8 protein-coding genes are annotated in these 13,762 nt (G+C 67.8%); 5 read left to right on the forward strand and 3 right to left on the reverse strand.

Annotated features, from left to right (window positions below):
- The first annotated feature begins 88 nt into the window (after positions 1 to 88).
- A complete protein-coding gene (locus ORK51_RS02515; RefSeq protein ID WP_266083819.1) occupies positions 89 to 2,920 on the forward strand; it encodes an autotransporter family protein in 2,832 nt (943 codons plus the stop codon).
- Between the two features lie 159 nt (positions 2,921 to 3,079).
- Complete coding sequence (locus ORK51_RS02520; protein WP_266083821.1) at positions 3,080 to 4,123, forward strand: S41 family peptidase; 1,044 nt, start codon at positions 3,080 to 3,082, stop codon at positions 4,121 to 4,123.
- Between the two features lie 56 nt (positions 4,124 to 4,179).
- On the opposite strand, the gene ORK51_RS02525 is transcribed toward ORK51_RS02520, so the two are convergent.
- Positions 4,180 to 5,400: a multifunctional CCA addition/repair protein gene (locus ORK51_RS02525; protein WP_266083823.1), complete on the reverse strand. Its 1,221-nt coding sequence runs from the start codon at positions 5,398 to 5,400 to the stop codon at positions 4,180 to 4,182.
- A gap of 59 nt (positions 5,401 to 5,459) precedes the next feature.
- Entirely contained in the window at positions 5,460 to 7,436 is a 1,977-nt protein-coding gene (locus ORK51_RS02530) for a transglycosylase SLT domain-containing protein (protein ID WP_266083824.1), read from the reverse strand.
- 54 nt (positions 7,437 to 7,490) lie between these two features.
- Between ORK51_RS02530 and ORK51_RS02535 the strand changes: the two genes are divergently transcribed.
- The 3 genes from ORK51_RS02535 (at position 7,491) to ORK51_RS02545 (ending at position 11,566) form a co-directional block, all read left to right on the forward strand.
- The gene (locus ORK51_RS02535; RefSeq protein ID WP_266083826.1) at positions 7,491 to 7,739 is read left to right on the forward strand and encodes a hypothetical protein; all 249 of its coding nucleotides are present in this window, start codon (positions 7,491 to 7,493) and stop codon (positions 7,737 to 7,739) included.
- Between the two features lie 112 nt (positions 7,740 to 7,851).
- Positions 7,852 to 10,725, forward strand: a complete 2,874-nt coding sequence (locus ORK51_RS02540) for a TonB-dependent receptor (protein WP_261997295.1) — start codon at positions 7,852 to 7,854, stop codon at positions 10,723 to 10,725.
- A gap of 214 nt (positions 10,726 to 10,939) precedes the next feature.
- The gene (locus ORK51_RS02545) at positions 10,940 to 11,566 is read left to right on the forward strand and encodes a LysE family translocator (RefSeq protein ID WP_266083828.1); all 627 of its coding nucleotides are present in this window, start codon (positions 10,940 to 10,942) and stop codon (positions 11,564 to 11,566) included.
- Positions 11,567 to 11,776: 210 nt separating this feature from the next.
- Here ORK51_RS02545 and fhuE read toward each other — a convergent pair.
- Positions 11,777 to 13,762: ferric-rhodotorulic acid/ferric-coprogen receptor FhuE (gene fhuE / locus ORK51_RS02550; protein ID WP_266083829.1), on the reverse strand; the 1,986-nt coding region annotated here is incomplete at its 5' end.

A 13,762-nucleotide genomic window follows, 5' to 3' on the forward strand; every position in this document is an offset into this window, starting at 1 on the left:
TGGAGGGGCACTGGGCACGGTCCTGATGGCCGGTGCCGCGCCAGCCTGGGCGGGGTGCGACAACCCCGCTCCCGGCCAGGACCAGACGGTGACCTGCTCGGCCGCAGCGCCCAATCCGGACCCGGTCGCGATCGTCACCGCTGCCGGTGCGTCCAACGCCACCATCAACGTGCTGGCCAACGCGCAGCTCGCGGTCGCCAGCGGCAACGCGATCACCGTGCAGGCCGGCAGCGGGCACGTCATCAACAACACAGGCAGCATCATCGCCAACGCGGGCCGCGCCCTGCAGCTCAACGGCGCCACTTACCTGGTCAACCGCGGCACGATCAGCGGCAGTACCGGCGGCGTCGTGTCCGGTGCGGGCAACGACCGCATCGACATGCTTGGCGGCAGCATCCAGGGCGGCGTGCTGCAGGGCGCGGGCAACGACGCGCTGGTGATCCGCGACGGCGTGATCGACAGCGTCGACCAGGGCGATGGCGAGGACAGCCTGGAGATCAGCGGCGGCAGCGTCACCGGCACGGTGCAGCAGGGCTCGGGCATCGACACCTTCCTGATGACCGGCGGCAGCATCGGCGCGCTGCTGCAGGGCGACGCGCTGGATCGCTTCCGCATGACCGGCGGGCGCATCGTCGGTGCATTCGACGATGGCGACTACGCCGAGATGACCGGCGGCCGCATCGGCCGGGTCAACATGAAGCTGGACGACAACACCTTCCTGATGTCCGGTGGCACCATCGACGGCAACCTGGTCACCGGTTTCGGCCGCGACACCATCGTGCTGTCGGACGGATACATCGGCGGCAACATCAGCGTCAGCGGTGGCGACGATGCGATCACCATCACCGGCGGCACCGTGCGCGGCGAGATCCGCCTGAGCTTCGGCAACGACAGCCTGACGTGGAACGGCGGCGGCGTGGTGCACGGGGCGATCGACTTCGGCGAAGGCGATGATGTCGCGCAGCTGAGCAACCTCAACAACGCCCACCTGGGCGCGCTGCCGTCTTTCGATGGCGGGCTGGGCAACGATGTGCTCGGCCTGGACAACGTCAAGACCAGTGGCGTGGCGCGCTTCACCAACTGGGAACAGGTGGCCCTGCGCGACGATACCCAGCTGACGTTCGATGGCACGTGGGTGCTGGGCGACAGCGGCAGCGGCACGGGCAGCCTGGACATCGATGCCACCAGCGCGGTGTTCGGGGGCGGCAGCAACGGCGTCCTCGCCCCGTTCGTGGCCGGGCAGCTGGCCACGCTCACCAATGCCGGCCGCATCGACCTCAGCAATGGGGGCGGCGTCGGCGATACCTTCACCGTGGTGGGCAACTATGTCGGCAACGGTGGCGCGTTGTACCTCAACACGGTGCTGGGCGACGACAGTTCGCTGTCGGACAAACTGGTGATCTCCACCGGCAGCGCCACTGGCACCACCGGGGTGGGCATCCTCAACGCCGGCGGCACCGGCGCGTCCACGGTGGCCGATGGCATCCTGGTGGTGCAGGCGATCAACGGTGCGACCACCGCGCCCACCGCGTTCGCGTTGTACAACCCGGTCGCTGTTGGTGCCTACGAGTATTTCCTGTTCAAGGGCGGCGTCAGCGGCGGCACCAGCGAAAACTGGTATCTGCGCTCGACCCTGGTGGCCAGCGTGACCCCGGCGCCCACACCGCCGCCGGGTGGAGTCACTACGCCGCCGCCCCCGCCGCCGGAGGGCGCCGGGACCCCGCCGGCGGAGCTGCCACCGGCGCCGCCCCCGCCGCCGGACGTCAATCCGCCGGATGATCCCAACCCGGCCGCGCCCGAGCCGGCGCCACCGCCGGAGCCGGCCGATCCGGCCGACGTGGCGCCGCCCACCATCGATACCCCGCCGCCGGTGCCCACCGACGTGGCGGCGGTGCGCGGGCCGCTGGCGGTGCCGCCCACGCCCGGTGCGCGCCCGGCGCAGGGCGACATCATTCCGCTGTACCGCTTCGAGACCGGCCTGTATTCCGTGGTGCCGCCGCTGCTGCGCGAAACCAGCCTGGCCAGCCTGGGCACCTTCCACGAACGCCAGGGCGAGCAGCGGCTGTTGGCCGGGCAGGGCGGCGTGCGCGCGGCATGGGCGCGGATGGTCGGGCAGAGCCACGACCAGCACTGGGAAGGCGACGCGCAACCGGGCTTCGACGGCGACATCCAGGGCATCCAGGCCGGCCTGGACCTGTACGCCAACGTGGCAGAGGAGCACCGCGACCAGTTCGGCGTGTTTGTCGGCCGCACCCGCGCACAGGGCAACGTGAGCGGGTTTGCGATCGGCTGGGAAAACGTGGCGGTAGGCCGCACCCGGCTGGATGACAAGCACGTGGGTGTGTACTGGACCCGCGCCGGCAGTGCCGGCGGCTACCTGGACGCGGTGGTGATGCAGAGCCGCTACGACGGCGACGCCACCTCCTCGCGCGGGCTGGGCATCGACGTGCGCGGCGATGGCACCACCGCTTCGCTGGAAGTAGGCAAGCCGCTGCTGCGGTTCGGGCAGAGTGCGTGGTGGCTGGAGCCGCAGCTGCAGGTGATCTGGCAGCGCACCTCGGTCGACGACGCCGGCGACGCGGTGTCCTCGCTGCGCTTCAACAACGACAACGCCTGGACCGGACGCGTGGGCCTGCGCCTGGCCGCCGACTACGACATCGCCGGTAACGGCTGGCAGCCTTACGTCAAGCTCAACTACTGGCAGACCCTGGACGGGGAAGACCGCATCGATTTCGATACCAACCGCATCCTCAACCAGCAGGATTCACGCGCGCTGGAAGTGGGCGTGGGCGTGGTAGCGCGCTTCAACAGCACCGTCAGTGCGTTTGCGGTGGCCGATTACACGCGCGACCTGGAAAGCAGTGCGCAGAAGGAGCGCAAGGTGATCGAAGGCAATATCGGGTTGCGGTTGGACTGGTAGGGCGACAGCCAGCAGGGATCCGCGGCGGCACGCCGGGCGCAACCGGCGCTGCCGACCGCGTTGTAGCGCGAGGCATCGCGGGTTATGCGAACGGCGCACTGTTCCGGCTGGCGGGTGCAGCGGTAAGCTGCAGCCTCTTCACTACAGGGATGTAGCGCGATGATCGCAGGACGTTGCGGGTGGTTGATGGTGGCCTTGGTAGTGGCAAGTGGCACTGCAAACGCACAGGACGTCCCCAGCGCCGAGGCGCAGGCGCGGATCCTGGACCTGCTGCAGCAACAGTCGCTGTATCGCGACCGCGTGGAGTGGCCCAAGGCCCGCGCGGAGCTGGCGGCCGCGCGCGACCCGGCGCAGACGCGACGGGTGCTGGACGATGTGATCCGACGCAGCAGCGGTGGGCACGGGCGGTGGATATCGGCCAACCAGCAGCGCGTGCAGGCTCAGCGCGCACAGGCGACTCAAACCGCGATGGGTGCTGCGACCCCGCAGACAGATGACGCCCGCAGCGGACCGACAGCGCGGCTGGGGTGGATCAAGGTGGGCGCCTACATGGACGATTCCTCCCAGCCCAAGGACGTGCAATACGAAGCCCGCAAGCAGGCGGCCATTGCGCTGCAGACGCGCGTCCGGGAGCAGGACGATGGCGACCGTTGTGGCTGGGTGGTCGACCTGCGCAGCAACACTGGCGGCAACATGTGGCCCATGCTGCTGGGGATGGGCCCATTGCTGGGCGATGCGAAGACGGCGGATCCGGTGGGGATGTTCCTCCTGGCCGATAAACGCCAGCCGTGGACGTATCGCGAGGGTGCGGTCTGGCTGGACAGCAGGTCGGTGGTCGGATCGCGCCACACCCAGTACACGCTGCGCAACCCGGGCGCGCCGGTGGCCGTCCTGATGGGGCCGCGTACTGCCAGTTCCGGTGAGGCATCGGTACTGGCGTTCCGCGGCCGGCCCGCCTCGCGCAGCTTCGGCCAGCCCACTTCCGGTTATTCCACCGCCAATATCCCCCAGCGTCTGCCCGATGGCAGTCTGCTGTTGTTGACCACCAGCGTGATCGCCGACCGCAACGGCGTAGGCGACGGCCACCGCCTGCAGCCCGACGTCACGGTGGGCGCAGGGCAGGACGCGGCCGCGGCGGCGCGCGAATGGCTGCTTGCGCAGCCGGCCTGCAACCAGGCTGCTGCGATCGCCGATACCCGCTGACCGCGGGTGTGCCCGTGCCGGCCCGACACTGTGCGGGCCGGCACGGGCCCACACGTTCAGCGCAGCGCGGCAATCGCCTGCGTGCGTGCCTTGGCCAGCTGCTCCCCCACCGCGGGGCCCTTGAGGTGAGTCAGGTCCAGATCGCGTGCCTGCACCGCCAGCGCAGCGCGATGCAGCCGCTGGAGCGTTTCACCCTGCGGGTAGTCGCTGTCCTCGAAGCCCAGCCGGCCACGCTTGTCGGCCTCGCAGCACAGCGCGATCTGCGCGATCCGCTCCGGGCGGCGGAAGCCGTCGCAGCGGGCCAGCAGTTCCAGCACGGTGGCATCGCGCAGTTCGTCGATGCGGTGCACGTTGAGATGATCGCGGCAGACCGCTTCGGCCAACTGGCGGTGATCGACCGGCACCTTCAAGCGTTCGGCCAGGGCACGCAGCGGGGCCACCCCGCGCTGCTCATGCATGATGTGGCGCGGCCATTCTTCTGGCGGGGTCAGGCCCTTGCCGAGGTCGTGGGTCAGCGCGGCGAAGCCGATCAGGTCATCGCCCGGTGCCAGCTGCGCGGCCATGTCGCTGACCATCTCCTGGTGCACGCCGGTATCCACTTCGGGGTGGAACTCCGCGCGCTGGGGTACGCCGTACAGTGCCTCCAGCTCGGGTAGGATCGCGCCCAATGCCTGGGCATCATGCAGCGTGCGCAGGAAGGCGGACGGCCGCGCGGAGGCGAGGGCGCGTCGCAGCTCCTGCCAGACACGTTCGGGCACCAGTGCCTCAAGCTCACCGCTGGCGGCGATCTGCTGCATCAGGGCCATCGTCTCCTCGGCCACGGTGAAGCCGAGCGGGGCGAAGCGCGCCATGAAGCGGGCCGCACGCAGCACGCGCAGCGGATCTTCGATGAAGGCCGGGCCGACGTGGCGCAGCACGCGTTGCTCGATATCGCGTACGCCGCCATAGGGATCCACCAACGTGCCGGTGGCCTCGTCGCAGGCGATGGCGTTGATGGTGAAGTCGCGGCGCTGCAGGTCTTCTTCCAGCGTCACCGACGGGTCCGCATCGACCACGAAACCGCGGTAGCCGCGTCCGGATTTGCGCTCGGTGCGGGCCAGCGCATATTCCTCGCCGCTGTCCGGATGCAGGAACACCGGGAAATCACGGCCCACGGCCTTGTAGCCCTGCGCTTCCATCTGCGCCTGGGTGGCCCCGACGACAACCCAGTCGCGGTCGCCGGGGGAACGCTGCAAGAGGCGGTCGCGCACGGCGCCGCCAACCAGATAGATTTTCATGTGCCCATGATGCCGCAGTGGACCAAGGCCACGCCAACCGGTTGGCATACCGGAGCCGGTCAGTCGCCACCCTTGTCGGCATTTGCCGCGCAGGCGAAGGTCTTGCGCTTGACCTGCAGGCGGCCGTTCATGCGGTCGGTCACCGGCAGCGCATCGCCGTTCAAGCGCCAGTCGTAGATCACGCTGAAGGCCAGAATGCGCGCGACATACTCGCGGGTTTCCTTGTAGCTGATGGTCTCGATCCAGATGTCCGGATCGAACCCCGGGCGCTGCGACTGCCAGCGGGCGGTCGGGGTCGGGCCGGCGTTGTAGGCGGCGATGGTGACGTAGGGCAGGCCCTCGTACTTGTTCATCAGCTGGCGCAGGTAGGCGGTGCCGATGGCGATGTTGGTGTCCGGATCGTAGAGGCTGGCGGCACCCCCGTAGTTGGTCAGGCCGATCGACTTGGCCACGGCCGCGCCGGTCGCCGGCAGCACCTGCATCAGGCCCATCGCGTTGGCGGGCGAGCGCGCCTTCGGGTTGAAGATGCTCTCGGCGCGGATCTCCGCGGCCACCCAGGCCGGGTCGATCGCGTTGCGCGCCGATTCGCGGCGGATGCTGTCATCGTGGTGCAGCGGGAAGCGCAGCGAATACAGGCGCTGCTCGTCCGGGGTCTTGCCGAGCGAGAACACCGCACGGTCGAACCAGCCGTTGTCGCGCGCCACTTCCACGGCCAGGCGACGCTGCGTGTTGTCGTAGCGGCTCAGCGCGTCGTTCCACTCGGCCACGGCCCAGCCGGCACGCTCGATCTTGAACAGTTCCATGGCCCGCACGATCGCCGGGTCACGGGCGACTGCCGCCTGCGCTTGGGCACTGTCATTGGGTTCCCACGGGCACAGCGTGTAGTTCTGGCCGAGCTGGTCGGCCGCCAGGAAGCCATGGAAGGTGGCCGCGCGGGCTGCCTCACGGAAGGCGGCCTGCGCCTCGCTGCGCTTGCCGGTCTTGTCCAGCATGCGCGCTTCGAAGTAGCGCCAGCGCGAGTCGGCCCGCTGGGTGGGGCCCATCTTGCGGATGGCGGTCAGCGCCGCCGGCCAGTCGCCGCGCGACAGCGCCTCACGCGCGCGCCACTCGTGCAGGCGTTCGTCGTAGGCGGACTCGGGCACTGCATTGAGGCGGCGGGCGGATTCGGGACCGTAGGAAGCCACCGTCCACAGCGCGATCTGATACAGCACCTGCGCGCGCTGGGCGGCGCTCAACTGCAGGGCGTCGGCGTACTGCGGCAGCTGCTGCTCGGTCGCACCCGGGTCGGCCTTGGCCAGCTTGGCCAGGCCGTCAGTGGCGATGCGGCGGCTGCGCTCGTTGCGCGGCCAGTTCAAGGCGCTGGCGTTGGGTTTGTCGACGAAGGCGGCATAGGTGTTGGCCAGCGCGAGCTCGGCGGCCGGCAACCCGCGCGCGGCGCTGCGCATCACCGCCGGCTGCTGCTCGTCGGCAGCGGCATCGATGCGTGCCCAGCGCAGTTCGGCGTTCATGCCGCCCTTGGCATCCAGGACCGCGAACACCGGGTCGCAGGCATCAGGCAACGACTTGCCGGTGCTGCGCCAGATCGCCTGTGCTTCGGTGACCCACTGCGCGTCGGCCTTGCCGGTGGCCTGCCGTGCGTTGAGCTGCGCGCAGCGCAGCCCGACGTTGGAGGTGTCGGTCCAGTTGGCCAGCAGCGTCGGCCAGTCCTGGCGCCGCGCCACCGCCGGCAGCCATACGCTGCGGAAGCTGGTGGCCACTGCCTGGCCGTTGTAGCGCTTGAGGAAGTCCTGCGCCTGCGCGTTGCTGACCGTATCGATGTTGCGCCGCAGGTTGGCGAATTCGACCCAGCCATACAGCGGGTGCCGGCTCAATGCGGCCGCCTGGGCCGGGTCGAACTGGCCGCGCTCGGCGTTGTCGATGACGGCTTTGAGCTGCGCGCGTTGTGCGTCCAGGTTCTGGGCATCGGCCACCGGGCTGACCCCGGAGCAGGCCAGCAGGACGGTCGCGCTGAAGAAATACAGGGGAAGTCGAGTCATGCCGAAAGCATAACGGGGGCGGGTGAAACACGGTGATGGCAAGCCGACTCGAGGATGAACGAATCCATGCCGATGCTGCGCATGGCGGCCGATCCCGACGCGCATCGTGTCGTCATGGCCAGAATTCCAGCGGCCGCGACCGACGCCGGCGTGGCGCAGCTCGCCTACCTCCACCCGCAGTGTGATGACGCCTTGCCGGCGTCCAACGCCTTGGAAAAACAGGCGCTTTCCTCGATGTGGAGCGCTGCGTGGGCCTCATGGGAAGGCATCCGCTTCGTAGTCGGCTTTGTCGATTCGGTGTGAAAGCGAGGCGCGCGTCACTCCTTCACATTTACAGGTTGTTTACAAAGGAGACACTGCCGCCATGCAGGGGGACGCGGCAGCCCCGCCCACCATTCCTTTGGAGAGAGAGCGAATGAACAACCTGCATCACCGCCCATTGGCGGTTGCCGTATCGCTGTGCCTGCTGCTGGCTGCACCCGCCCTGGCCAGCGCGCAGGACGCGCCACGCAGCACGACCGATCTGGACCGGGTGGAAGTGACCGGCAGCCGCATCAAGCGGGCCGAAGTGGAAGGGCAGGTGCCGATCCAGACCCTGACCCGCACCGAGATCGAACGTACCGGCCTGACCTCCATCGGCGAGGTGCTGCAGCAGCTGACCGGCTCCGGTTCGGCGCTCAATGCGAAATTCAACTCGTCAGGCAACTTCGGCTTCCCCCCCGATGGCAGCGGTGTGGGTGCGGGCTCGGCCCAGGTCGATCTGCGTCACCTGGGCGCCAAGCGGGTGCTGGTACTGGTCGATGGCATCCGCTGGGTCAATGAATCGTCCGCCTCCGGCGTGGGCGCGGCGACCGATCTGAACACCATCCCGCTGGCCATCGTCGAGCGCATCGAAGTACTCGAAGACGGCGCGTCGTCGCTGTACGGCTCCGACGCCATCGCCGGTGTGGTCAACATCATCACCCGCCGAGAATTCGACGGCGCGCAGGTGACGATGAATTACGGCGAGTACACCAAGGGCGATGGCACCCAGAAGGGCGTGGACCTGGCCTGGGGCACCAGCGGTGACCGCTACACCCTGTTCCTGGGGGCGAGCTGGACCAAGCAGGACCCGGTGTATGCGCGCGATCGCGAGCAGTCGCGCTTCCCGATTCCCGGCACCGGGCTGGCCTTCGGCAGCGGTGGCATTCCGCAGGGACGCTTCTCTTTCGTCGACCCCAACACCGGTGCGAAGCAGGACATCGTGCCCAATACCGGCGTAAGCAGCCCGCGTTACGACGGCAGCGCCGGCTGCACCCGCAGCGATGACTACCACTGCTTCACCTCGGCCGACCGGTTCAACTTCGCCGAGTACAACATGGTGCTCACCCCGTCCGAGCGGAAGGGCATCTTCGGCCAGTTCCGCTTCGACCTCACCGATGACATCCAGTGGTACATCAAGGCGCTTGGCAACCGTCGCGAGTCCACCAACCAGGCCGCACCGGAGCCGCTGTTCTTCGGGCCCGATGGCGCCACCGGTAATCCGCTGGCGGACAACATCGTCGTCTCCGGGCTGAATCCCTACAACCCGTTCGGCTTCGATCTGGTCGCCTCGGGCAACATGAGCCTGATCGGCCGTCGCCCGGTCGAAGGCGGCGCGCGCGTGTTCGAGCAGGAGGTCAATACCCAGTACTTCGCCACCGGCCTGGTCGGCCAGTTCCAGGCCGCCGACCGCAGCTGGTTCTGGGACCTCAACGGCATGTACAGCAAGAACAAGGCCGAGCAGACCAACTACGGCAGCTACGACATCTACAAGGTCAACATGGCGCTGGGTGATCCCGCGTTGTGTGCGGCCACGCCCGGCTGCGTACCGTTGAACATCTTCGGTGGCGTCGGCTCGATCACCCCGGAGATGCTGCGCTGGATCCAGCCGGTGGTGCGCGACCGCAGCCAGAACGAGTTGAGCCTGTTCACCGCCAACCTGAGCAGCGAACTGTTCACCCTGCCGGCCGGCCCGGTCTCCTTCGCCACCGGCTATGAATACCGCAAGTACGAGGGCCGCTACGATCCGGATCCGCTGACCGTGATCGGCCACTACAACGGCGTGCCGTCGTTGCCCACCTCCGGTTCCTACGATGTCAACGAGGCCTACCTGGAGCTGAGCGTGCCGATCTTCGCCAAGAGCGCGCTCGGCGAGAAGCTCGACCTGAGCCTGGCCGGTCGCTACTCGGACTACTCGACCTTTGGCGGCGAGTTCACCCCCAAGTACGGCCTGCGCTGGCAGGTGACCAATGACTTCGTGCTGCGCACCAGCTACGCCGAAGGCTTCCGCGCACCCTCCATCGGCGAGCTGTACGGCTCGGCCGCGCGCGCCGACCTGCAGCTGTTCGATCCCTGCTCGGTCGGGCTCGGCGATACGCCGCCGCGCGGCAGTGCCGCCAACTGCGCCGCACTCGGCGTGCCGGACGGTTTCCAGCAGGCCAACTCGCAGATCTCGGTCACCACCGGCGGCAACGCAGAGCTGGATCCGGAGCGTTCGCGCAGCTTCAGCGCCGGCTTCGTGTGGAGCCCGTGGTTCGGCAGCAATGCATCCTGGTCGGAGCGATTCGACGTGGAGGTGACGTTCTACCGCCACCACATCGAAGGTGCGATCCAGGCCATCAACGCGCAGACCCAGCTCGACCTGTGCGTGGACACGCTGGACCCGCTGTACTGCGACGGCATCACCCGTGCCGGCACCGGTGCGGTCAGCGGCTTCAACAACCGGCTGACCAACCTGGGGTCGATCAAGACCGATGGCTGGGACGTGGACCTGTTCTGGACCCTGCCGCAGACGGAGATCGGCCAGTTCAAGCTGGGTTGGCAGAACACCTTCGTCGGCCGCTATGAGGCCCTTGGTGCAGCGGGCCAGAAGCAGCCGCAGGGGCCCGGCGTGGAGGTGGCCGACAGCTCGATTCCGGAGTGGACCAGCAATGCCACGCTCAGCTGGAACCTGTCCAACTGGAATGCCTCCTGGACAGTGCGCCACATCTCCAAGCTCACCGAAGAGTGCGGCGACGTGGCCGCCTTCCCGATCTGCGGCAACCAGGCCGAGGGCACCAACGAACTGGCCGCGACCACCTTCCACGACATGCAGGTGGGCTACCGGTTCGACTGGATGAAGGGGCTGCAGCTCAGCGCCGGCCTGAACAACGTGTTCGACAAGGATCCGCCGATCTGCCTGTCGTGCTCGCTCAACGGGTATGACGCCTCGACCTACGACATCCCGCGCGGGCGCTACTGGTACCTGCGCGCGGACCTGCGGTTCTGATCGCAGGCTGATGAGGAGGTGACACACCGGGGCGCTGTGAGGCGCCCCGGTGGCGGCCTGCAGCCGCGCCGGTCAGGCCCCGCTGCGTGCGGGGACGGACAGATGCGTTGTGCACACCGGCCATCGCGCGTGCCTGGCATGCCGGTGCTGTCTGCGTCAGGCATCATGGGGAGCCGGCCAGCGGCCGGCACGACCTCTCCTGAACTGCATTGCCATGAACCTGCATACCTGGTGGATCTTCGCCGTCACCGTGTTCGTCCTGTGCGGCACGCCCGGCCCGAACATGCTGCACGTGATGACCCGCAGCGTGCGCGTCGGCTTCCGGCGCAGCATCGCGGCGATGGCCGGCTGCCTCACCGCGCTGGTGCTGGCCCTGGCGATCTCCGCCGCCGGGCTGGGTGCGGTGCTCAAGGCGTCGCCGATGGTGTTCGATGTGCTGCGCTACGCCGGTGTGGCGTATCTGGTGTACCTGGGGATCAAGGCATGGCGCGGTGGCGATGCGCCGATCGACGTCGGCAGTACTACAGCGCTGGTCACGAGCTCGCGTACCGTATTGTTCCGCGACGGCTTCATCATCGGGATCAGCAACCCCAAGCTGCTGCTGTTCGCCTCGGCGTTCCTGCCGCAGTTCGTCGATCTGACCCAGCCGCAGCTGCCGCAGTTCGTGATCCTGGTGGCGACCTTCGCGGTGATGGAGATGTTCTGGTACACGGTGTATGCCGCCGGTGGCCACGGGCTGGCCGGTCATCTGGCCAAGCCGGGGCTGCGCAAGGTGTTCGACCGCGTGGTCGGCACGATCTTCATCGGATTTGGACTGGCGCTGCTGCGCGCCAGGCCGTGATGATGGCGCTGCGCGCGCGGCGTTGAGGTAGTGCCGGCCGCTGGCCGGCAACCAGGCAGGACCGTCATCGTTCATGAGGCTGCCGGCCAGCGGCCGGCACTACCGGGGCCCGGCGATGCGCCGCCGCGCGTCCAGTGCGCGGCTTGCAGAACGCAGAGAGCCGGGCAATGCCCGGCTCTCCGTTGTTGAAGCGATACGATCAAAGACCGGTCAGAACGACCAGTTGAAGGTGATCGAGCCATTGCGGCCGTCACCGTACGCGCCGTAGCCGTTGATCTGCGAGAAGTACGTCTTGTCCAGCAGGTTGTTGAGGTTGGCCTGCACGCTGAACTCCGGCGAGATGCGGTAGCGCACGAACGCGCTGACCAGCGCATAGCCACCCTGCTCGATACGGCCATAGGCCGGCACCGGGTAGTAGATGCCGTTCTGCCAGTTGGCACCGCCACCGACCGTCAGCGCGCTCAGCGACTGCGGAGTGTAGCTGGTGAACAGCTTGATGGTGGTCTGCGGCAGGTTGGTGTTGATGTCCGCATCGTTGATGTCCTTGGCCACGTAGCGCGAGGCACCGAAGGTCGCGTTCCAGCCTGGCGCCAGTTCGCCGTTGAGCTCGAACTCGAACCCACGGCTCACCGTGCCGCGTGCGGCGATGTAGGCGAACTCACCCGGGCGGCTGGGGATCAGCTCGCTGGTGACCTGTGCCACGTTGTCCTGCTCGATGCGGAACGCAGCGACGGAGGCGTTCAGGCGGTTGTCGAACCATGCGCCCTTGACGCCGATTTCGTAGCTCTTGCCGTCCACCGGATCGAGGTAGCTGCCGCTGCGGTCGCGCGCCGTCTGCGGCTGGAAGATCTCGGTGTAGCTGGCGTAGGTGGAGTAGGTGTCGTTGAGGTCGAACACCAGGCCGGCATACGGCGTGGTGACCTTGTGCGAACGGTCGGCGCCTTCGCCTTCACTCTTCCAGTCGGTGTAGCGCGCGCCGAGGATCAGCTTCAGCGGATCGGCCAGCGACAGGCGGGTGGCGACGTAGCCAGCCTTCTGGGTGATGGTGCCTTCGCTCTGCAGCGGCAGGGTGCCGACCCAGTTCGGTTCGGGGAAATCGGCCACACCGGCCAGATAGTTGTCCAGCGGCGCCCAGCCCATCTGGTAGTCGCCGTAGTTGGCGAACTCGCGCTTGTTGTAGCTCAGGCCGGCCATGAACTGGTGCTGCCGACCGAACAGCTGGAACGGACCTTCCACGAAGCCGTCCACCGCATTGACCTTGCGCTCGGTGTTGTAGAACCCTGCCGAGGGCGTAACGCCAGCGCCGGTGGTCTTGTCCAGCAGCGATGCGCCGCTGGTCCAGTCGTTGTAGGCCGGGTAGAACAGCTTGTCGTCGGCCTTGGTCGTGTCGTGCGTTGCGCCGAGCTTGACCTTCCAGTCGTTGGCGAACGCATGCTCCAGCGTGGCGAACAGGCGCTTGCTGGTGGTGTCCCAATAGGTCCAGCGCGGGTTGGCGCTGAACGATTCGTCGAACGGGGTCGGGCTGCCATCGGAGAACAGCATCGGGAAACCACCCCAGGTCGCGCCGTTGGCGCGCTTCTGCTGGTAGTCGTAGCCCACGCTCAGCTGCGTGTCCGGGGTCAGGTCGGCGTCGATCACCGCATAGCCCAGCGTCTTGTGCTGGTCGTAGCGGTCCATCTGTGATTCGGTATCCAGGTAGCTGCCGATCACGCGCGCGCGCACCGAGCCGCTGGCGTTCAGCGGGGTGGTCACATCCACCGTGCTGCGGGTGCGGCCCCAGCTGCCCACGTTCACCGACACGCTGCCGGTCAGTTCGGCACTGTCGGCATGCTTGCGGATCAGGTTCACCGAGGCGGACGGGTTGCCGGCGCCGCTGAGCAGGCCGGTGGCGCCACGCACCACTTCCACGCGGTCATACAGGGCCAGGTCCAGGCCGGAATCGCCGTAGCTCCAGTTCTGCACCATCTGGGTCGGCAGGCCGTCGAACTGATAGCTGTCGATGTAGAAGCCGCGCGCGTAGAACTCGGTGCGTTCGGTATCGGACTGGGTGCTGCTGATGCCGGTGGTGTTGCCCAGCACGTCGATGATGTCATCCAGGTTCTGATCCTCGATGCGCTGGTGGCTGATGATGCTCACCGACTGCGGGATCTCGCGCGGGGCCAGATCGAAGCGGGTACCGGCCGAGGTCTTGCGGAC

The sequence above is a fragment of the Stenotrophomonas sp. RIT-551 genome (genome assembly GCF_026241915.1).
Taxonomy (GTDB): Bacteria; Pseudomonadota; Gammaproteobacteria; order Xanthomonadales; family Xanthomonadaceae; genus Stenotrophomonas; species Stenotrophomonas bentonitica_A.